This window comes from Delftia acidovorans SPH-1 (assembly GCF_000018665.1).
GTDB lineage: Bacteria > Pseudomonadota > Gammaproteobacteria > Burkholderiales > Burkholderiaceae_C > Comamonas > Comamonas acidovorans.
This window is the reverse complement of the sequence record NC_010002.1, coordinates 4,956,247-4,978,123: the sequence shown is the minus strand read 5'-3', so window position 1 is coordinate 4,978,123 and position 21,877 is coordinate 4,956,247. Positions and strand designations below refer to the sequence as shown.

The window sequence follows — 21,877 nt, the reverse complement described above, 5'->3', positions numbered from 1 at the left end:
CAAGCGCCATGCACACTCCGCAATCCCCCTTCCTCACCCGCCGCAGCCTGCTGGGCGCCTCTGCCGGTTTTGCCGGCCTGGCGCTGGCCGGCAATTGCCTGGCCGCTCCTGTGCAAGGCAAGATCCGCCTGGCAGGCTGGAGCAAGCCCATCAGCGAGATCACCAACATCCTGGCCGAGCCCGACAAGGGCTTCTTCAAGGCCCAGGGCGTGGAGCTGGCCTACCTGCCCGGCGCGGGCGGCGGCGACGCCATCCGCAACATGCTCAGCGGCCAGGCCGACGTGGCCTTCACCGACCCCGGCTCCTTCTTCATGGCGCTGGACAAGGGCGAGAAGCTGGTCGCCATCTACGACATCTACCCGCAGAACGTGTTCAACGTGGTCTCGCTCAAGTCGGCGGGCATCCGCAAGCCGGCGGACCTCAAGGGCAAGAAGATCGGCGTCTACAGCCTGTCCAGCGGCACGCGCCAGAACCTGCTGGTGATGCTGCACCAGGCGGGCCTGAAGGAATCGGACGTGACCATCGTCGTCACCGGCCTGCTCAACTTCGCGCCGCTGATGCAGGACCAGGTCGATGCCACGGCCGCCACCGACACCGGCCTGGCCGTGGGCCTGCGCAAAGGCATTGGCGAGGTCGATGTGATGCAGGTGCGCGACCACCTGAACATCTCCAGCGACATGTTCGTGGTGCGCGAGGACACGCTGCGCGACAAAAAGGACCTGCTGCGCGCCTTCCTCAAGGGCTACCGCGACAGCGCCGCCTGGATGATGGCCAACCCCGATGAGGCCGCCACGCTGGCCGGCAAGCACGCCATCGACGGCACGCAGCGCGATATCAACCTGGATGTGATCCGCCTGCGCAATGCGTCTTCGCAGCCGCTGCAGGCCGGCAAGCCGCTGGGCAGCTTCGACCTGGCCGCCCTGCAAAAGGGCGCCGACGCCTACCGCGCGCTGGGCATGGTGCAAAGGCAGATCAAGGTGTCCGACGTGGTGGACACCAGCCTGCTGCCCGGGGCCTGAGATGGCACAGCCGTCTTCCCTGGGCCTGCAAGGCAAGGTGGTGCTGGTCACCGGCGCCGGCCGCGGCATAGGCGCGGCCATTGCCACCGCCTTTGCGCGCGAGGGCGCCACCGTGGTGGTCAACCACCTGTCCAACGACGAAGCCGCCGCCCGCACCGTGGCGGCCTGCCAGGCAGCGGGCAAGCAGGCCGGAGGCGATGCCTGGGCCATCAAGGCCGATGTGGGCTCGCAGCCCGCCGTCCAGGCCATGGCCGATGCCGTGGTGCGCGAGGCGGGCGCCATCGACATCGTGGTCAACAACGCCTTCAAACCCTACGCCTTCGACCCCGAGCGCCGCCGCCGCTTCGACGACCTGCAATGGAGCGACTACCAGGCCCAGTACGACGGTGCCTTGGGTGCGGCCTTCAACGTCTGCCGCGCGGTGCTGCCGCAGATGCGCCAGCGTGCGCGGGGCAGCATCGTCAACATCGCCAGCAACCTGGTGGAGCACCCCGTCGTGCCCTACCACGACTACACCACGGCCAAGGCCTCGCTGGTGGCCTTCAGCCGCAACCTGGCCAGCGAGCTGGGGCCCGTGGGCATACGCGTCAACTGCGTGGCGCCGGGCCTGGTCTATCCCACGCAGGGCACGCAGGACACGCGCGAGTCCTTCCGAGAATCTCTGATGGCCGCCACGCCGCTGCGCCGCCTGGCAAGCCCCGAAGACGTGGCGGGGCCGGTGCTGTTCCTGGCCTCGGAACTGAGCGGCTTCATGACGGGGCAGCTGCTGTTTGTCGATGGCGGCCTGGTGATGCGCTGAGCCTGTTCTAGAACTGCTCCCACTCCTCCGCCATCTCGGCTGCCGTGGTGCGGCGGGGTGCTGTGGTCCTGGCAGGCAGCGCCACAGGCGCGCTGGAGGCCGCCGCCGCTGCCGCACGCAGGTGCTTGGTACGGGGCGCGGCGGGGGCCAGCGCTGGAGACGGCCTGGCGGTCTGTGCGCGCGCCGGCACGGCCGCTGCCACCGGCGTGGACTTGGACAGGGCGGCCTGGGGGCGGGTCGTGTTCTCATCCAGGCGGAACACGCTGACCAGCTGCACCAGTTGCGCCGCCTGCTTGTTCAGGCTGTCGGCGGCAGCGGCGGACTCTTCCACCAGGGAGGCGTTTTGCTGCGTCACCTGGTCGAGCTGCTGCACGGCGTCGCTGACCTGGGTCACGCCCTGGGACTGCTCCTGCGTGGCGGCACCGATATCGGAGATCAGTTCGGCCACGCGGTGCGTCTGGGTGACGATGTCATTAATGGTGCTGCCGGCCTCGGCCACCTGGCGGGAGCCGGCGGCGACCTTGCCCACGCTCTCGCTGATCAGGCCCTTGATTTCCTTGGCCGCGTTGGCGCAGCGCTGGGCCAGCGAGCGCACCTCCGAGGCGACCACCGCAAAGCCCTTGCCCTGTTCCCCGGCACGCGCGGCCTCCACGGCGGCGTTGAGCGCGAGGATGTTGGTCTGGAACGCAATGGCGTCGATCACGCCGATGATTTCCTCGATCTTGCGCGAGCTGTGCGTGATGTCCTCCATGGTGCTGACCACGCCATGCACCACCTCGCCGCCGTGCACGGCCGTGGCGCTGGCCGACTGGGCCAGGCCCGAGGCACTGCGCACCGTGTCCACGTTCTGCTGAATGGTGGCGGTCATCTGCTCCATGGAGGCTGCCGTCTCCTCCAGGTTGGCGGCCTGCTCTTCCGTGCGAGCGCTCAGGTCGGCGTTGCCCGAGGCGATCTGGCTGGCGCCCGTGGCAATCGATTCGCTGCTGTGGCGCACCTGGCTGACGATATCTGCCAGGCTCGCGCGCATGGAGTTCAGCGCAGCCAGCAGGCTGGTGGTGTCACCGGGCCGCAGCGCCACGGCCACCGCCAGGTTGCCCCTGGCGACTTCCTGCGTGATCTGCGCCGCGTAGGCGGGCTCCCCGCCCAGCAGGCCCGTGATGCGCCGCGTGATGGCCCAGCCCACCAGCGCGCCTATGGCCAGTGCGGCCAGCGCCAGGGACAGCATCAGCCGCCCGGCAGCCAGGGATTTGTCCTCGGAGGCCTGCGCCGTTTCCGTGGCGCGCACCTGCTGGTGGGCCAGGATGTCATTGATGGAGTTGAAGAACGCGTCCTGGCGTTTGCGGAACTCCCCGCTTTCGCCAAGCATGGCCGAGACGGCCTGCAGGTCGTGGCGCGTGGCCGCCTCCATGAATTGGTCGAGCAGCGGCAGATAGGCAATGCGCGCGTTCTTCATGTTGTCGTACAGGGCAACGCCCTGCGGTGTGCTCAGGCCTTCGCGGAATTTCTCCATCAACTGGCTGATCTTCTGGCGCTGTGCATCCAGTGCGGCCTTGGCCAGCTTCTTTTCCCCGGCGTCCTCCATCAACGCCATGCTGCGCACGCCGCGAAAGATGAACTCCACCGAGCCCTTGATCTCCACCAGTCGGAGCAGGCTGGTGATCCGCTTGTCGGCCAGGTAGGCCACATCATCGGAGGCCTGTACCAGCTGGGCGCGGCCATACAGCGCAATCGACAGCGCGATGGCAATCAGAATCGAAAATCCCAGACCCAACATGGAGCCCGTCTTCATGTTTTTCAGGTATTTCATGCGTATTCCTTTCAGTATTCAATAGGGCTGCATGCCACGCAATCGGGCCGCATCGCATAAAAATCCGGATCAGGCCAATCGATGATGGCGTACCCAGACAGACGGCGGTATTCCATAATGTCCGGAGAAATCTCTGGAAAATGATGAGAGCGAGGAATAACCAAGCTGCGAGGAAATCTGTCCTATGCTCTGGTCGGTGGTCAGCAGCGATTCGGCCGCAAGATGGATACGGCTTTGCCTTATATACTCACCGATGCTGCACGACCGGCTGTTGCGAAAGGAAACCTCCAATGTGCGCCGGCTGACGCGGCAATGGTCGGCAATGGTCTGGATCGGTAGTTTCTTGTCCAGGTTTTCCTGTATGTATTGGAGAGCGCGCTTGACATAGGCGGGTTCCAGATCGTGCAGCCGTGCCTCGTCCATGGCCGTGAATCTGGATTTCTCCAGATAGGGGCTGATGGCCATGCTCTTGAGCCGCATGATGTTCAGCGCCTTCAGCGTGGACAGGGCGCCTGCAAAATCGCCCTGCGTTTCCTGTATGTGGTACTCGTAGACCAGGGCATTGCGGCACAGGCCTTCGAGCTGGTAGGTCCGGGCCGTGGACTTTGCCAGCATCACCGCCTGCAGGGCCTGGGCATATTGGCGCTTGCTGCAGTGCACCAGTGCGCTGCTCAGCCAGGCCCAGCCGGCAATCGGCGGGTTCTTGATCTGGTGGCGGACGCCGATGCGTTCAATGGCACGGATCACGCCAGCGGCTTCGCGGCGGCCCGCATCCAGCCCTTTGACCGAGAGCTGCAGCAAATCGCTGTAGGGCCAGGCCAGGCCCGTTGGCAGCTGACGGCCAACCCGCTCCAGCAGCGCCTGCAGGTCGGCGCTGTCGGGGGCGGCGGCACCGAGCTGGACCAGGCCTGAATCCGGGGGCGGACCGCACCACAGATTCTGGTGATTCTTGTAGAGATAGATCTTCCACAGAATCTGCGCCCTGGCCCAATTGATCAGGGCGGACAGCCAGGGCGTGATGCCCGGCGCCATCAATGCGAAATCATGGTCCTTGCCTTCGATCAATTGCAATGCGGTATCGAGCTCGCCCAGCCGGCTGTGCGCCAGCGCCCTCACATAGGTGGCACAGGCCATGGATTCCGGCTGCAGCAGCGCGGGATTGGCCATTGCCGCAGTGGCCAGTGCAATCGCATTGCGCTCTTCGCCCAGCTGGCAATGGATGAAGGCGGCTGCAATGCGGCATGAGACCACGCGGTCAGGCATGCGGTGCAGCTCGAAAATGGCCTGTGCTTCCTGCACATATCTGAGCACCAGCAGGGGATATATGGAAGGCTCTGGCCATTTGCAGGCCTGTAGCAATTCCTCGGCCCGGCTGATCTTGTTATATCCAGTATCGGCTTGCTGGTGATGGGCGGATATTATTCTCCATAATCTGGATGCGCTCTCATCTTGGTGGCCGTGGATGTGTTGCGTCAAAAGATTGAATGAGTAAGAATTCTTATATGAAAAAATCAATGGCCAGGCGGGTGCGATGCATTTTCCCGATGAATGCATCGGCAAGGTGCTTCACAACACCCTCCTGGGGAAACACTGATTGACTGGAAGAATCTTACAGGCCAGATAAACAATTGTTTACATTTGGATTTTATTTTTCTTGCCGGATCGCGCAGGCACTTGTCTTTTTGCGAAACTTTCTCTCTTGCGAATCGCCTAATTCGCTGATTGGACAGACTTTTTCTGATTGGAAAAATCCATTCAAATAGGCGAAATATTCCCTGGATTCCATGGGGTTGTTACAACGGCCAGACTCCAGCCAGGCCGCCCTGTCGGCATGGCAGGCGCTGGCCGCGCCTGCCCCGGCAATCAGAAGGCGTGCGATATGCCAAGCACCACCGAGCTGGGCCGGCTGCCTGCCTGGACCACCGGCCCCGCATTGCTGGCGGTGTTGATGGTGAAGGCGGCGCCCGCCTCGTTGTGGATGCGGCCCACGCCCGCATAGAGCTTGGTGCGCTTGGACAGCGAGTGGTCGTAGCGCACGCTCAGCGCACGCGCATCGCTCTGGGCGCGAGCCTGTCCGTGGTAGGCGCCATAGGACAGCAGCCACTGCCCCGCCATGCCCATGGGCACGGTCACGCTGGCCTCGTAGAAACGGCCCTGGCCGCTGGTGGCGGCAGGCAGGTCGTCGTGCCGCGTGGACAGCAGCAGCGCGGCACGCGCCACGCCGAAGTCATAGGCTGCGCCCAGCAGCGCATAGCGGTCGGTATTCACGGCCGTGGTGCGCCGCTGCATCCACGATGCACCCAGTGCCCAGGGCCCGGCCGCATAGTCCACGGAGCCTCCGTACAGGCTGGCCACGCTGGAGCCCGCCGCCTCGCCGAACGAATACATGCCGCGCACCGTGAAGCCGCCCATGTTCGGCGACTGGTAGCGCAGCGAATTGCTGGCGCGCAGCACCGTGCCGTCGCGGAAATAGTTGGCCGCGTTGCCCCAGATCAGGCCGGTGAGCGCATAGCTGGCCAGCGAGGTGTGCAGCGTGGTGTAGTGGCGCCCGGCCGTGAGCTGGCCCCAGCCGCCGCCCAGGCCCACGAAGACCTGGCGACCAAAGGCGAGGCCGCCCTGGCCGCTGGCCCCCGTGTCGCCGTTGAATCCGGCCTCCACCACATAGAGCGCGCGCTGGCCGCCGCCCAGGTCCTCCGTGCCGCGCAGGCCCCAGCGCGACCCGGCGATCACGCCGCTTTCCAGCCGCTGCAGGCCGCCATTGCCCGTGCGCGCCGACTCCACCGCCATGTCCACGACGCCGTACAGCGTCACGCTGCTGCTGGGGATCGCGGGCGGGGCCGATGTCTGCGCTTGTGCCTGTGCCTGTGCCTGCGCATGCACCTGGCTTGCCAGGGCCAGGGCTGCGGCGCCCACGGCCCAGCCTCCTCGTTGCAAGGTATTCATGATGTCTCCTCTATGGGGTATGGAAAAATGGGGCGCTGGCCGTTGCTTGCTGCCTGGTGTTGCCTGGTGCCGCCTGGCGCTGCCCCGTGCTGCCTCGATTGGCGTTGTCCGCTCAGTCGAGCCGGATGTTCTTCTTGGCGATCAGCGCGCCGTAGGTGCGGTTGTCCTGCGCCATGCGTGCGGACAGGGCGGCGGGGCCGACATCGTCCACGCGCCAGCCCTGGGCCAACAGCTTGTCGCGCACTTCGGGCGAATGCAGGATGCGCTCCAGCGCCTGCGACAGCCGGGCACGGTGGGCTGCGGGCATGGAGGCCGGCGCCATCACGGCATTCCACACCTCGATGTCCACCGCGCCCGCACCGATCTCGCGCATGGACGGCACGCCGGGCGCCAGCGGGCTGCGTTCGCTGGAGGTCACGGCCAGCGCCGCCAGCTTGCCCGACTGCACCAGCGGCATCACGGTGGAGGCCGGCAGCAGCGCCATCTGTACCTGGTCGCCCAGCAGGGCGTTCACCACGGCCGGGCCGCCGTTGTAGGGCACATGGGCCAGTCGCAGGCCCATGGATTCCTTGATCAGTTCGGCCCCCAGGTGCGTGCCCGAGCCCTTGCCGACCGAGCCGAAGTTGAACTGCCCGTTCTCGGAACGCAGGGACTGCAGGTAGGCCGCCGTATCGGTGGCGGCGGCGCGCGGCGCCACCCAGACCAGCGGCGCCGATCCGATCATGGCGATGGGCGCAAAGTCCCGCCCCGGGTCGTAGGGCAGCCGGGCGTAGAGGTATTTGGAGCTGGTCAGCGGGCCGTTGCCGATCACGCCCAGCGTATGGCCGTCGCCGGCCTTGGCCACGGCATCGGCGCCGATGTTGCCGCTGGCGCCGCCCTTGTTCTCCACCACTACGGGCTGGCCCAGGGCGCGGCCCAGCGGCTCGGCCAGCAGGCGCGCCTGCACGTCGGGCGAGGAGCCGCTGGCATAGCCCACGATCAAGCGCAGCGGGCGCGTGGGCCACGCATCCTTGTCGCCTGCGGCATGGGCGGGGAAGACCGGCGAGAGCGCGGCAGCGCACCACAGCAGGGCGGCGCGGCGCGTTGACGGCTGCAGCAGCGGCTGCCTGCTTGTCTGGGGCTTGTTCATGTTCTTGTCTCCTGGAATGTTCATCTGCAATCTGGCTTCAGCGCGAAAAATACCGGTTCATGGGCCCCAGGCGCGGCGGCAATCGGGAGTGCGGGCGCTGTGACACATCCGCAGGCAGGTCGCCGCGCACCGCCTGGCTTTGCAGCACAAAGGATTCGGCCTGCGCGCCCGGCAGGCTCCAGGGCGCAAGCCGCTCCAGCAGCCACTGCGCACCCTGGCGCGCGCCCTCGGCCGTGCAATGCTCGGCCAGCAGCACCACCGTGGTCTGGCCGGCCACGGCCTGGGCAATGCGTTCGCCGCCCACGGGGTAGGCCAGGTCCAGCGCGGGCGGCACGGCGCCCGCGCTGGCGCGCACCAGCAGGGCGCTGTCCTCGGCCTCGGCCAGCGCCTGCGTGGCTGCGGCGGACCAGCCGGGCAGGTCGGCGGTGGTGGCGCGCACCGCCACCAGGTGCGCGGCGGTGGAGGCGCCTGCCGTGGCCACCAGCGCGCAGGGCCGGCGTACAAAGGCGCTCAGCCGGGGCCGCATGCGGGCGGACCAGGGCGTGGGATGGGCGATCACATCGGCATACTGCGCCGTCTGCAGCGCATCCAGCCCCTGCAATCCATAGACCGTGAAGTAGCTGCTGCCTGCGGCAGATGGCTCACCGCCTGCATCCGAGCGGCCTGTATCCGAGCCGCCTGTATTCGAACCGCGTACATAGCGGCGCGCCCACAGAAATCCCGGCAGGCCCACGCGCTCGGGCACATGTTCCATGGCGTGCCAGGCCTCGTATTCCTCACGCGCATCGCTGCGGTCCAGTCCGTTCCACAGCGCAAGAAAGGCGTTGCTGCCACTCATGCCTGGTGCTCCGGCTGCACCAGCACCTTGCTGGCATGGCGCGCGCGCGCCAGCGCAAAGCCTTCCTCGGCACGCGACAGCGGCACGCGGTGCGTGATCATCTGGCGCAGCAGGGGCTGATGTTCCTGCATGAAGCGCACGACCTCGGGCCAGGCGCTCTCGGGCGCGCGGTAGGAGCCGCGCAGCTCCTGGTGGTTGCGCACCAGCGCCGTCAGGTCGATGGGCACGGGCGCTGCATGGATTCCCGTGATCACCAGCACGCCATGCACCTTGAGTGCGCGCAGCGCCGGCGCAATCACGGCGGCCGCGCCCGTGGCCTCGATCACGGCATCGAACCGGCCCCGGGCCAGATAGGGGGCAAGGGCCGCATCCATATCGCTGCCCTCGAAGTCCAGCACATCGTCAAAGCCCATGGCGCGCAACACCGCCAGCCGCGGCGCATCGCCATGCCCGGCCACCACCACCTGGGCGGCGCCTGCGGCCCGCGCGAACAGCGCAATGCCCTGGCCGATGTTGCCCGGCCCCAGCACCAGCACGCGGTGGCCGGGGCGCACGCCGGCCGTGCGCACGGCCTCATGGCTCACGGTCAGCGGCTCGGCCAGCGCGGCCACATCGCCCTGCACACCGGCCGGGACCGGCACGCAGTTGCGCAGCGGCACGGCGGCCCAAGGGGCAAAGCCGCCATTGCGCAGCACGCCAATGCCGCGCCGCGTGGTGCAGCCATCGAAGTTGCCGCTGGTGCAGGCCGCGCAGCGGCCGCAGGTGACCGAAGGCCGCACGGCCACCATCTGGCCCACGGTCAGGCCCGGGGCCAGGTTCTCGGCACCTTCGCCCAGCGCGGCAATCTCGCCGCTGAACTCATGACCGATCGTCACAGGCAGGGCGGGGGTCAGGAAGTGGTAGCTGCGGGTCCATTCGGCAATGTGCAGATCGGTGCCGCACACACCGGCCGAATGCACGCGCAGCAGCACTTCGCCAGGGCCGGGCGCGGGCATGTCCGCTTGGGTCAGTGTCAGGCCGTGGCTCGGCTCGGTCTTGCGCAGTGCTTGCATGGCGTGGGGGCCGCTGGCCCGTTGGAAATTGGCGATGGCGGCAGTGTCTCCATACGCCAGAGGTATGTCCAAGACTGAATTAGTATCTGAAGCATACGAAGCAAGTATGTTTTCAAAGGGTGAACACCTATGGAATTGCGCCATCTGCGCTATTTCGTCGCCGTGGCCGAGCAGGGCAACGTCAGCCGCGCCGCTCGCAAGCTTTTCATTGCCCAGCCGCCGCTGTCGGCCCAGCTCAAGCAGTTGGAGGAAGAGGTGGGCGCAGCCCTGTTCACACGCCTGCCGCGCGGCGTGCGGCTCACGCCTGCGGGCGAGTCCCTGCTGGAAGACGCGCGCGCCATTCTTGCGCGCGCCCAGCAGGCCCCGCTGCGCGCCCGCGAACGCCAGCAAAGCCGCCAGGGCGTGGTTCGCCTGGGCCTGGTTCCGTCGGCCATGCACTCGGTGTTGCCCGGCCTGCTGCGCCGCATTGCCGACGCCGGCTGGAACCTGCGCGTGGAAGCCCGCGAGATGATCACCTCGCAGCAACTGCGCGCCCTGCGCGCCGGAGAGCTGGACCTGGGCTTCGGGCGCCCCGGCAAGGGCGAGCCCCTGGCCGAGGAAGTGGCCGGCATGGACGATCCCTACTGCCTGGCCATGGCGCCATCCCATCCGCTGGCGGCTGGCGAAGGCGCGCTACCGCTGCAATCTGCTGCGCATGAGCCCTTCGTGGGCTTTGCACGCTACGAGGACGCCGACTACTTCGACCGCACCGTGGCCCTGTGCCTGGATGCGGGCTTCACCCCTTCCATACGCCACGAGGCCGGCCAGTTCGTCAACGTGCTCGCCCTGGTGGCCTGCGGCCTGGGCGTGGCCATCGTCCCCTCGTCCTTTGCCTCGCTGTACCGGGGCAAGCTGGTGTTCAGGCCGCTGCAGCAATCGCGCTACCAGAGCCGGCTGGCGGTGCTGGCCGTGGCCGGGTCGACTGACGGCGAAAGCGATGCAGGACGCGTGGCGCAGGCTGCCGCGCTGGAGTTGAAGCAGTTCGGGCGGAGATTGGCGCGGCTGCGATAGCAGGGTGCAGATGTGTTGATGGGCAGCCTGATGCTTTCACTGCGAAGACAGGGCGGGGCGGTAAAAAGCGGCACGGTGGCTCTGTTCGACCTTGCTGCAATAAAGATAGCTGTCGGGCCCGTTCGGCAAACCCCAGCGAGTCCATTGCACTGGATAAACAATCAATGAGCCACCGGATTTTTGATGAATGTCGTCACTTCGCCTGAGCTGCTCAAGCCAATGGCCTGAAGATTGTTCTGGTGGAATTGCATAACTCGATGGTATGCTTGCATACAAAGCGTTACGAAAGACGCGCTTTGTGCTTCCAATACAAGATTTTCGTAAACCCATGGATTGAGCCCTTGAGGCGATTTCCATGGGTTTGCGCGTTTCAGACTTATGTACATCGCCACAAGCATGCCAGGGATGGGGGCTTGCCGATCTTGGCGGATGGCCTGATGTGAGCGTCCTTTTGACGTGTATGCGCCTCCGGTGAGAGGGATGGCGCTGCATGCGCGTAAATGGGTCCGGTCATGTGCATGGGCTGTTGGGATTTATCGAAGGGTTTCGAGGGATGGATTCTTGAGCCAAGGGCTCAAGTGGTGCGCTGCTGTGCAAGAAGCTTTGACAGCGCACATCAAAGAAATTTAACGACTGTCAGGTTTTTTGATTAGCAAGCTAGCCAAAAACAAGGGCGCCGGGGAGGAGAGGATGGGAAATATCAAGAGAGGCATTCCAGCCATTTTTTCGCTGGCAATGCCTGGGCCATTGTGGGCCCGTGGAGATGTGTGGCTAGGCATGGCTGCAGTAGTCAGGGGTATTGCAGTCACGGCTGCGCAGATGCTGATCGCGCTCGCAGTATTTGCCCTGCCGCTGATCTCCACGGCCCAGACCGGGCAGCAAGATGGGTCTGCCGCCGCCCGGGATCGTTGGCGCTGGGCGACAGCAGATCAGGCCGAGTTGCAGGTGGTTGCGCTGGATGCGCGGCGCCAGCAGGTCGTGGTCAAGGCAGCTGGAGCGGAACTGGCCATACTCCGGCAAGGCGCCCAGGTTCCCCGTCTGTCTGTGTCGCTGGAGTCCGTATCCGGCAACACAGCCGTGTTCCGTCCCATGAACGTGCCCGGGCGGGAGTCTGTCGAGCGCATCGAGATCACTTCAACCGATGGCCGCCAGATGACCCGGAAAATCCAATCGGCGGCCCCTGCGCGGTCCATGACAAGTGGATGGATGGTTGTGTCGCCATGATGCGGGCGGCAGTGGAGAGCCTCCTGGCTGCAATGGCCCCCTGCGGGCAAATGGACCAACGGTTGATGCAGTGGCTGCGCAATGCAGCGGCACTGCTCCTCCTGGTACTGCTGGCAGGCTTTTTACAGACCGCAGCCGCGTCGTCGCAGCATCAGCAGGCTTCTGCCACTGCCCGGAAATCTTCGACCGATGAGCCGGGCATTGCGCGCTTCCTGCGCGATGACAAGGGTGTCAGCATCATCGAATTTTCCGGCAAATACGGTATTGACCTGCCTGCACCCGCCGAAACGGTGGGAAAGGAATTCTTTCGCACGCATGCCGATGTCTATGACTTCCTTGTGGTGTTTTCGAGCTTCGAATACCCCACTGCCTCAGCCGACGGAGAGAACGCGCTGGCTTTTCACCGGGGCGTGCGCAACGACACCGCTGGCATAGGCATCAAGCAATTTGACAACTCACAGGCGTATGGCAGCAAGGGCGTGTTGCAAAGCTATATCGACATGGCAGCGACCTCCCGCTGGACAAGCGCAACGTCCAGTGCCGACTATGAATCCATGTTGTCCACATTCGCGCACGAGATGCAGCACCGATGGGCAAGCCATGTCAAATTCCGGGACTGGAATGGGCAGATCAGTTCGGGGCTGCTCGGCAAGGATGGCTCCCATTGGAGCTACCTGTTGGAAAGCCATGGCTCGGTTCTTTACGGTGCGAGTTGGCGTGACAACGGCGATGGCTCTTTCACGGCGACGGATGCCGAAAGCACCTTCAGCCCGCTGGATCTGTACCTGGCCGGATTGATCGACAAGACGAAGGTGCCTCCCTTTTTTCTCATCGAGGCTCCCGACATCGATGCCAATGCACTGCCCCCTCCAGTGGGAACCACCATCCGGGGCATCAAGCGCATCGTCACGATAGACGACATCATCGCGGCCGAAGGGCCGCGCGTTCCCTCTGCCGATGTTTCACAAAAGACGTTCCGGTTCGGCTTCATCTATCTGGTCAGGCCCGGTGAAACCATCAATCCCGCAGACCTGGACGTGGTGGTGCAGGCCCGCAGGCAAGTCGGCCTGCGCTACAACGCGCTTACCCATGGCCTGGGAGCCGCCAACGTCTTTGCTGAACCGCCGAACACCACCTCGCCAGGCGTGCCCGGCACCACCTTGCCTCCGGGTGTTCCGGGAACAGGCAATCCCGGCAACAATGCGGCCGGCCTGTCCTGGCTGAAAGCCCAGCAACGGTCCGATGGATCTTTCATGGACGCAGCGGGACTTGCGCCGCGTGACACGCTGCTGGCCCGCGCGTACCTGCGAACCGCCGACCCCGCTCACAGCGGACTGGGGCCGGCCGGAGCCTGGATAGCGGCCCGCCAACTGGGCAACACCGATTTTCTGGCCCGAAGGCTGATAGAGAGCACCGCCGGCGAGCGCCGGGCCGAGGATGTCTCTGCCCTGCTGGCAGCGCGCAATGGCGATGGCGGATGGGGTCTGGGCGAACGCCTTCGCAGCAACCCGCTGGACACGGCGCTGGCCATACAGGCCCTGCGCCTGGCCAACGCCGATGAGGGCGTGATCCGGCCTGCCGTGGACCTTTTGCTGTCATGGCAGAACCTGGACGGCGGCTGGGGCAATGCGGCCGCAAGCCCCAGCCGTGTCCATGTCTCGGCGCAGGCGCTCAAGGCCCTGGCCGGCCTGGCCAATGCCCAGCCGTCCATCGCCAAGGTCCGTCCTTTTCTCAAAAGCCGGCAGAACGCCGACGGCGGCTTTGGCGACGGCGCCAGCTCCATTCACGACACGGCCCATGCCTCCATGGCCATGGGCGCCGCCGGCTTCGGCTCGGAGATCGACCTGTCCGCAGCGCAGCGCTTCGTTGCCGAGAACCAGCGGATGGATGGAAGCTGGCAGGGCAGCGTCTACAACACCGTGCTGGCACTGCAAATGCTGCGCAGCGCGGCCACCGCCAACCTGGCGATCGGAAACCTGCAGGCTTCTCCGCTGCCGATTTTCGATGGACAGCGGGTCACCCTGTCCGCCAGGGTCGTCAACGCGGGCTCCCTGCAGTCCCAGGCCAGCACGGTGCGCTTCTTTGATGGCGACCCCGCCGCAGGCGGTGTGGCCATCAGCGCACCCATCCCCATTGCGGCCCTGGTCGGTGGAGATGGCACCACTGTGCAAGCCACCTGGAACACGACATCGCGTGCCGGACCGCGCACAGTCTTCGCTGTCGTGGATTTCGAGCAGCTGACCGCCGACCTGAGCCGGCAGGACAACATCACCTCCTTGCAGCTGATGGTGGAAAGCGCCAACCCACTCGCGGACCTGCTGCTGGGTGATGGCGATGTGCTGGCCACTCCTTCGACGGTGACCACCCTGCCGGCTACGATCCAGATCGATGCGCTGGTCAGCAACGCCGGCATGGCCGCCGTGAGACAGGCCAAGGCCGTGCTGTGGAGCGGTACCGGGGCCACCCGCGTGCGTGTTGCCGAAACCACTTTCGATCTGGCCGCACGCGCCACGACGGCACTGCAGTTCAAACCCACGCTGTCCGAGCCCGGCACCACGGTCTATACCGTGGAGCTGGACCCCGATGGGCTGCTCAAGGAAGCCTCGCGCGCCAACAACAGCAGTTCCGCCACGGTCAGGACGGCAGGCGGCGTCTCGCTCGCCGTGAGCAAGGCGGACATCTCGCTGAACCCGGTCGCACCACGGCCCGGCGCAGACGCCATGTTTGCCGTGCGCCTGCGCAATGCCGGCACGCTGGACTCGGCGTCCTTCAATGTGCGCTACAGCATCAGGTCCGGTGCAGGCACCACGGCGCTGATGACCAATGTGGTGCAGATCGCCGCAGGCAGCGCCGTGGAGCAGCAGATCCCCTGGCGCGCAGGTCCGGGCGGCGACTACAGCTTCATCGTCGAAATGGATTCCGAGAAGAAGAGCGGCGACAGCGATGCCTCGGACAACACCGCAGTGCTGGACTTCAAGGTGGCCGCGAAGGCCGGCCTGAATCTGGCGGTCAGCTACAGGGACCTGGCGTTTTCGCCGAGCCCGGCGCTGGAAGGCTCGGTCATGGCGCTCAATGCGCTGGTGCGCAACGTGGGCGACGTGGATGCCTCCGGATTTGACGTGGAGTTCTTCGACGGCGATCCAGCCGCTGGAGGTATTTCCGTCGGCGCCACGCGGGTGGCATCTCTTGCTGCCGGTGCCAGCACCACGGCGACCGTGAACTGGGAAGTCCCCACGGCCAGCGAACGCCTGATTTTTGCCGTGGTCGATCCGAAGCGCTTGCAGCCCGAGGAGATCACGCTCGAAGACAACGTGGCCTTCGCGTCGCTGAAGGTGTTGACGCTGCCGGACTTTGCGGTTTCGCAGGGCGCGTTGAGCCTGGCGCCGCCATTGCCCAAGCCGGGCGAGGCCGCCACCCTTGCCGTCACGGTCGCCAATCTGGGCGACCAGGGCGCCCGAAATCTGGTAGTGAGTGCCTTCAACGGAAGCCCTGTCGCAGGTATCCGGCTGGCACCCGATGTGACCGTGCCCACATTGGCCGGAAAGGCTGGCGCCACGGTGCATTTCTCCTTCGACGCCCCGGCCGATGCGGGCCTGGCCTCGATCACGGTGGTCGTGAACTCCGACGCGGCCATCAAGGAACGTGTGAAGGACAACAATACGGCGACCATTTCTCTGGCCACCCAGGTTGGCGACTATGCAGTGTCGGAGGCGTTCATCTCGCCCAATGGGGATGGCGTCAAGGACAGCACGGTGTTCAGCTACCGCCTGCCAGAGGCTATGCCCGTGACCATCCAGGTATCGGACGAACAGTCCCGGTTGTTACGCACTGGCCGACCGGCCGGCACTGCAGCCTCGGGTGCATGGTCCTGGGATGGGCTCGACGATGAGGGCCGGCTGGTACCGGATGGTCGATACGAATTGGTGGTGCGCAATGCAGACGGCCTGGTCCTGGGAGGCGCCACGGTCGAAATCGACACCAACCGAAGTTCCCTGCTTTCGGCCATGGGGACACCGTTGGGCATCAACGCCGGCCTGACCTGCTCCCTGCCCAGAAATGTTCCCGTGGAGTCGATACGCGAAGGCTCGGGTTTCTATCTGAATGTGCCCACCGCGCAGGATGTCGCCATCGACCTGCCTGCCGGCATTTACCGCCAGGACGACTGGGGCCGGGGAATGCACCTGGTGCTTGGTGGCCTATCCCGGCCGGGCGATGTTTCCAGCGTTCCCTCCGGGTGGCGCTCCTTTGTCGCGGACGAGCAGGGTACGCGCCTTGTGGCATACAACTCGGACTTGGATCATTTGGTTGCGTCCGGCGGGGAGGGGGAGGGGCGCAAACTCATTTCCACCAAGGCTCTGCGCTCCCTGATCAGTCTGTCCCATGACGGCAGCGAGGTGTTCGTCCATTTGGGCGACGGCAACCTGGGCGCAATCCACATCGGCACGGGAGCCGTGCGTGCACTGGGGGCGGAATCTGTTTACGACGTACGACTTTCGCCCGACAGGACACGATTGCTTGCCGAGGCCAGCGCTATCGGCACGCTGTTGGTCAACCTGGTGAACGGCCATGTGAGGGCATTGCCGAATGACCACCGATACTATTGGTCGCCCGATGGGCGCCTGGTGGTGGGCCAGACGCAGACCGAACTGCTGGTGCTGAATGCCGACGGCAACGAATTGCGTCAGGTCAGCCTGGAAAACGTGGTTGGGCAGGAGGCATGGTCCGAGGATTCTGCAGAGCTCTACCTTCCCGTCGCGCCGGACTGCACTGTCTCGGAAGATGGCGCTTCCAGGCGCTGTGCCATCACGATCCGCCGCATTGAAATCGTGTCCGGCCGCGTGACCGATATCCCGCCGTTCGTCGAAACCTTTGACACGGCCAATGGCCGCCCGGGCTCGCTGATCGTGCATTTGGTGGCTGTACCGGGTCGCCATGAAGTGCTTGCCAGCGTGAGCATGGGGGGTGACATCGGCGTGTCTCGAAGTGTTGTACCAGTCACCGCCAGTGGGGCCGTCGTGCGTGCGCAAAGCGGCCAGGACGCTCCCCGTTACCGCCTGATCGATCTGCGAAGCCCCCATGCGGTTTCCTCCCTGGCTTTCGGCGAAGCGCCGCCCTTCGTCCAGCCTGGATATGAGGGACTCGACCGCAGTGGCGTGAGCCGATTCATCGAATATGGCCGCGGGATACAGTACGAAGCTTGGGACAACCCGGGGCAGTTGTCCTCGTGTGTTCCCTTTGGTGATCGCCAGCCGCGGGACACCTATGTTTTCCGTACCCTTGCCAACCTGCAGACCGACCTCGTTTTGTCGCGGCGCGCCGATGGTGTGTCTGTCAAGGTGCACGGGGGCGTGGCGGACAGGAACTTCGCTCGCTATTGGCTTGACTATGCCAGCGATGATGCGCCTGAGACTTGGCATCCCATCGCCCCGCCCAGCTCCACGCCTCTGTGGGACAAGGATCTCGCCATGTGGGTTTCGCCAGGCGTGGGCCGCTATACCGTGCGGCTGATGGCGGAGGACCGTGCCGGCAACCGCCGACAGAAGCTGCGCCGTGTTGCCATTGCCCAGGCAGGTCCGCCGATTACCAATGTGGTGCGCGAGCCGTCCCATTTCTCGCCCAATGGCGATGGCACCAAGGACGTGATGAGTCTCAGCTACCGGGTCCTGGAGCCCGTGAACCTGGAGTTCAGTGTCTTCAATCGACAGGGTGGCCTGGTTCGGACGTTTTCACGCAACCATCCGGCCGGCAATGTGGATGCCTCCATTGTCTGGGATGGCCGCGACGACAACGGGCAGATCGTGGTGGATGGCGAATACAGAATCCACGTGGTGGGCTTTGATTTCTTTGTCCATCTGGACAACTCGGCACCTGTCATCAATGAATTGAAGAACGAGACACCGTTCTCTGACTGTCTTGGAAGCCGCTGCCGGAGGACGCAATTGAGTTGGGACGTATCTGACGCCTATTTCGACTCGGTGCAGTTGGAGGTGAGTGATAGCATCAATCCCGGACGCTGGAGTCCCTATGTATTGGGCGGCGATAAGCACAAGAAGCAACGCTATGTGCACCTTCTGTCGCTGGCGGAATATGTAGGAAAGCGTTATCGGCTGACTGTCGCCGATCTGGCTGGCAATCGTACGGTTGCGCAGTTTGCGCCTGCCCAGCAGGAATTGCGGTTGATTCTGGCCGGACAGATTCTTGCCAGGGATTTGCAGGAGGGGGAGGTGCCTGCGCCCCCGAATATCCACGGACCAATGTTTGGCGAGCGGGAGTTGACGTTGCGTCCTGCTTCGGGCATTGCACTGATTTTTGCGGAAACACTTGATGATCCGGTGGTGTCCGTGTCTTTGCAGTTCAATGAGGTACAGATCGCGCAAAAGGGAGAGTGGCTTGAGCAGCCCCATCTGCAGGTGTATCCCATAAAGGATGGTCAGAATGTGCTGGTGGAGACGCGGGGCCCGGAAAACCAAGTCAATCCGATACTGATGCAAGAACGCTCGTCCTTCGAGTCTGACGGGCCCATTCCTCAGAATTATGGTCTTGTAGGTTTTTACAACTCCAGCATCGCTGTGGACAACGGGATGAGCATGCGTCTGAAACTCACCGGAAAAAGCGGGGCGCAGTACATCACGAATGAGATCGTTACGAAATCCGGCAACAAGCTTTCAATCAAGGCCACCGGCCTGGATGAGAACATGCTGGGTGGGATTGTCGATCTGACAACAAGCCGGGCGGCCAAAAGGCTGGAGGTCTTTGTCTCCAGCCCGACTGACGCCTATCACGCCATCGAGCGGCGCATCCTGCTGCAGGAACTCAACTCCATTGTTCCGCCCGATACCATCTTTGGATTCCAGCAAAGCGGCCGTTACCTGTCCTGTACTGTTTATAGGGTGCGGGCGCTTGTCACCTTTGACAATGGCAGCACGATGCAGAAGGAAGACCGCATCCAGAATTGTGGTGGTGTCGACTTCCAGATCAGACCGAATTTCGCCTCCTCCTGCGAGGCTGATGCCTCGCACCAGCTGCATGGTGTGGTAAGACCAGTTCCGGCGGGAATTGTCATGACCCCGCTGCTGTCACTGGAGGTCTTTGCCGAAGTTCCCAATGGCGGGCGGCGACTGGTTTTCAATGTGGTCAATCCACGGTACCAGGACTATGAATTCACCTTTGACCACGGCGGCCTGCCGGGGGGTCCGGCGGTCTTTACGGGAATCACGACGGACCGCGATGGTGTGAAACGGTCTGGTTCGTTCAGAGCCCCCGTGGACCACTCTCCCGCTGCATTGCGCATTACCTATCCGCAGGAAAACCAGCGTGTCTGCGCGGTTCCTGAATTGCACCCAGCCGGCCCGGACAGGGAAGACAAGATAGTCAACGCCCTGCGGCCCCAAGTGGAAATCGATGATGCCGCCGGTTTTGACTACCTGCAGGAGTTCCGCCTGGGTGATGATGAAAATGCACCCTGGCAGCCTGTTGACGGAGCATTGCCCAGCATTTATGGGCCGGACCCCCGTGATTGGAAAGGGGAGGGGGCAAAAATGCCGTATGTCTCGCAGGAATTTGCCACTTCATCCAAGAAATCGCGTCCATACATGAGCGGCAAGCGCCTCGCCGGCGCACTGGGGCCGATCGTGAATATTTCCGGTCAGGTGACAAGCCGAGTGACGGTCTTTGACTGGTCTGGCGCACAGTCTTGCCGGCAGGTCAGGTTCTATCTGGACGGAACGCTGGAGGCCGGTCCGGCATCCGTGGACAAGCGGCTGTTTGCGCCAGGCACGGCCAGCACTCTCGATTCGATGATCCTGACCATCCAGCCTCTGGAGCCCATGGCTGTGACTGTCGTGGTGCGCCGTGTGGTGCAGGGCAAGCTGGTGCCCGTGGGGAGCGGCGGGCTGGTACGGCACCTGACCAACAGGCTGTCGGTGTCCGCCGGTGCCCGTGACATTGTCTGGGATGGGCGCAACGATGCGGGCCAGTACGTGGAAGATGGCTACTACACCTTCGACGTCACTTACGAGGATGGCTGTGGCAACCTGAAAGCACCGAATCCCGACAACGAATTGAATCCGGTGCGCCGCAGCCTGCAGGTCGAGGTGGACAGGACAGCGCCCGCGCTGCTGCTGGACAAGCCATTGGCCGGGGAGGTCACGCAGTCGTTCCTGGACATTGTCGGCAGTGCCACGGACAAGAACCTGCAGCAGTGGATTCTGGACTACAGCCAGGGCGACGTGTGGACCGCGCTGGCCTCGCAGACCTCGGGAGTCGATCTGCGCAAGCTCGCAGCGCTGGATGCCAGTTCGCTGGAGGGCGTGGTCACGCTGCGCCTGCGGGCTTTCGACCGGGCGGAACTGAGCTCTGAACTCACCCGAGACCTGAGGCTCAAGGCCCCCGTGGCACTGATCCGCAAGTTCGCAGTGACACCCAGCACTTTCTCCCCCAATGGAGATGGCCGGCTGGATAGCGTGCGCGTGACCTATGACGTGCTGCAGCCGGCGTTTGTCGATCTGACAATCCGGCGAGGTGCTTTGGTCGTGCGCCGTCTGGTGTCCCAGTCCCTGGCATCTCCCGGCGAAACCGTGGTGATCTGGGATGGTCTCAATGACGCGCTCGCACCCGCTCCCGACGCGGAGTACACGGTGGAGATCCGGGCCACTTCCCGCGCCGACCAGACCAACGTCCAGAAGGAGGAAAGTGCGGTGCTGCTGGACGCCACGCCACCGCTGTTCACGCTGGATTCGGTACTGGGCGAATTCATGCCTGGAAATGCTGGACTTGTGGGCTCCGTGTCCGACAGGATGCTGCGTGACTATCAGATCTTCGTCGAGGGCCCGCTGCCATCGACCAAGCGGGCATTGATGGCCGAGGGGTCTGAGGTCCTGGTCAAGTCTGCGCTGGGCAGCCTTCAGCAACTGGGCCTGGATGACGCCCGCTATCGCCTCAAGGTCATCGCCAGCGACGAGGCAGAGAATGCCTCCAGCTACCAGTCTGCAGAATTCGAGCTGGACTCGAAGCTCCCCGAGGTCTCGTTTTCCAGTCCGGCACCGGGCACCTTTGTCAGCCGGGTGCGGCCGGCAGATGTGGCCGGCCTGGTGGCCGACCACAATCTGGCGAGTGCGCAACTGATGATCAATGGACACGCCGTTCAAGCGGTGCCCGTCGTGTCCTCGCCGGCAGCCCTGTCCCTGGCCTTCGATGGTGCGGCCCTGCAGGACGGCCGCTACAGCATGCAGCTGGTAGGCACCGACAAGGCCGGCAATGTGGGCCAGGCCACCGTCAGTATCAATGTCGACCAAACGCCGCCTGTGGCGCAGATCACCGCGCCCGTGGCCCATGCCGCCATCGGCACGATGGTGCCGGTGGTGGGTACGGCCAGCGATGAGCATATGGACTCGTGGACGCTGGAGCTGGGCAGCGGTGTTGGCGAGACGCTGGACGCTCTTACAGTCATAGGCCGCGGGACGGCCAATGTGGTCAATGGGGAACTCGCCAGATTGGTGGGCCTGCCGCCCGATGGACCGGCCACTTTGCGTCTGACGGTGCTGGACAAGGCCGGCAATGCCTCCAGGTTCGATGTGCCGCTGCAGATTGATGCCATGCCGCCCCGGCCGCCGATATTGTCGGGGCGGCGCGAGCAGCGCAGCGATGTCCGTCTGGGCTGGCTGCCGAACAACGATGTGGCGCGCATCGTGGGCTACCGCATCTATCGCAACGGCCAGAAGCTCAATGAGCAACCCTGGACGGGCACCGAGTATCTGGATGCCGGCCTGATCGACGGAGACCATGCCTACACCGTGACCGCGCTTTCCCGCAGCGGCGTTGAAAGCACGCACTCCAATGTCTTCCAGGTCCGTATCAAGGCTTCGGGGCCCCTGGCGCACATCAGCAAGCCTGCGAACGAATCGGCGGTGGGTGGCCTGCTTTCCATCGAAGGCAGCGCCTATGCGCTGACCAATTTCCTGGCCTACCGGGTCTCGATCGGGGAAGGGATCTCGCCCAAGGAATGGAAAGTACTGCGC

Annotated in this window: 12 protein-coding genes (1 of these 12 cut by a window edge); 5 read left to right on the top strand and 7 right to left on the bottom strand. The window is 64.5% G+C overall.

Going from position 1 to position 21,877, the window contains the following annotated elements; all coding sequences use genetic code 11:
• Positions 1–8 precede the first annotated feature (8 nt).
• Together DACI_RS22770 and DACI_RS22765 are read left to right on the top strand one after the other, a co-directional pair.
• Positions 9–1,019 carry an ABC transporter substrate-binding protein gene (locus DACI_RS22770; RefSeq protein ID WP_012206325.1) on the top strand — a complete coding sequence of 337 codons (1,011 nt, stop codon included), beginning with the start codon at positions 9–11 and terminating at the stop codon, positions 1,017–1,019.
• A gap of 1 nt (position 1,020) precedes the next feature.
• Entirely contained in the window at positions 1,021–1,818 is a 798-nt protein-coding gene (locus DACI_RS22765) for an SDR family oxidoreductase (protein ID WP_012206324.1), read from the top strand.
• A 7-nt stretch (positions 1,819–1,825) separates the two neighbouring features.
• Here the strand turns inward: DACI_RS22765 and DACI_RS22760 are convergent, their stop codons facing one another.
• The 6 genes from DACI_RS22760 to DACI_RS22735 form a co-directional block, all read right to left on the bottom strand.
• The gene (locus DACI_RS22760) at positions 1,826–3,625 is read right to left on the bottom strand and encodes a methyl-accepting chemotaxis protein (protein WP_012206323.1); all 1,800 of its coding nucleotides are present in this window, start codon (positions 3,623–3,625) and stop codon (positions 1,826–1,828) included.
• A gap of 69 nt (positions 3,626–3,694) precedes the next feature.
• Positions 3,695–5,101 (bottom strand): helix-turn-helix domain-containing protein, encoded by a 1,407-nt coding sequence (locus DACI_RS22755; RefSeq protein WP_225970987.1) that lies wholly within the window; start codon positions 5,099–5,101, stop codon positions 3,695–3,697.
• A 387-nt stretch (positions 5,102–5,488) separates the two neighbouring features.
• Entirely contained in the window at positions 5,489–6,568 is a 1,080-nt protein-coding gene (locus tag DACI_RS22750) for a porin (protein WP_012206321.1), read from the bottom strand.
• A 112-nt stretch (positions 6,569–6,680) separates the two neighbouring features.
• Positions 6,681–7,697 (bottom strand): Bug family tripartite tricarboxylate transporter substrate binding protein, encoded by a 1,017-nt coding sequence (locus tag DACI_RS22745; protein ID WP_012206320.1) that lies wholly within the window; start codon positions 7,695–7,697, stop codon positions 6,681–6,683.
• 37 nt (positions 7,698–7,734) lie between these two features.
• The gene (locus DACI_RS22740; RefSeq protein ID WP_012206319.1) at positions 7,735–8,535 is read right to left on the bottom strand and encodes a hypothetical protein; all 801 of its coding nucleotides are present in this window, start codon (positions 8,533–8,535) and stop codon (positions 7,735–7,737) included.
• Complete coding sequence (locus DACI_RS22735; RefSeq protein ID WP_012206318.1) at positions 8,532–9,587, bottom strand: zinc-dependent alcohol dehydrogenase; 1,056 nt, start codon at positions 9,585–9,587, stop codon at positions 8,532–8,534. Before DACI_RS22735 ends, DACI_RS22740 begins: the two co-directional genes overlap by 4 nt.
• A gap of 129 nt (positions 9,588–9,716) precedes the next feature.
• On the opposite strand from DACI_RS22735, the gene DACI_RS22730 reads away from it, so the two are divergent.
• Positions 9,717–10,637: a LysR substrate-binding domain-containing protein gene (locus DACI_RS22730; RefSeq protein ID WP_012206317.1), complete on the top strand. Its 921-nt coding sequence runs from the start codon at positions 9,717–9,719 to the stop codon at positions 10,635–10,637.
• 36 nt (positions 10,638–10,673) lie between these two features.
• Here DACI_RS22730 and DACI_RS32245 read toward each other — a convergent pair whose 3' ends face one another.
• Positions 10,674–10,994 (bottom strand): hypothetical protein, encoded by a 321-nt coding sequence (locus tag DACI_RS32245; RefSeq protein ID WP_157059698.1) that lies wholly within the window; start codon positions 10,992–10,994, stop codon positions 10,674–10,676.
• Between the two features lie 420 nt (positions 10,995–11,414).
• Here DACI_RS32245 and DACI_RS22725 point away from each other — a divergent pair, with 420 nt between their 5' ends.
• Together DACI_RS22725 and DACI_RS22720 are read left to right on the top strand one after the other, a co-directional pair.
• Entirely contained in the window at positions 11,415–11,861 is a 447-nt protein-coding gene (locus DACI_RS22725; RefSeq protein WP_157059697.1) for a hypothetical protein, read from the top strand.
• A gap of 65 nt (positions 11,862–11,926) precedes the next feature.
• A protein-coding gene (locus DACI_RS22720) for a CARDB domain-containing protein (protein ID WP_043782313.1) crosses the window boundary here: on the top strand, positions 11,927–21,877 show its 5' portion. 7,278 nt of this gene lie beyond the right edge of the window; the window shows 9,951 of its 17,229 coding nt (coding positions 1–9,951); its start codon is at positions 11,927–11,929; its stop codon lies off the right edge, out of view.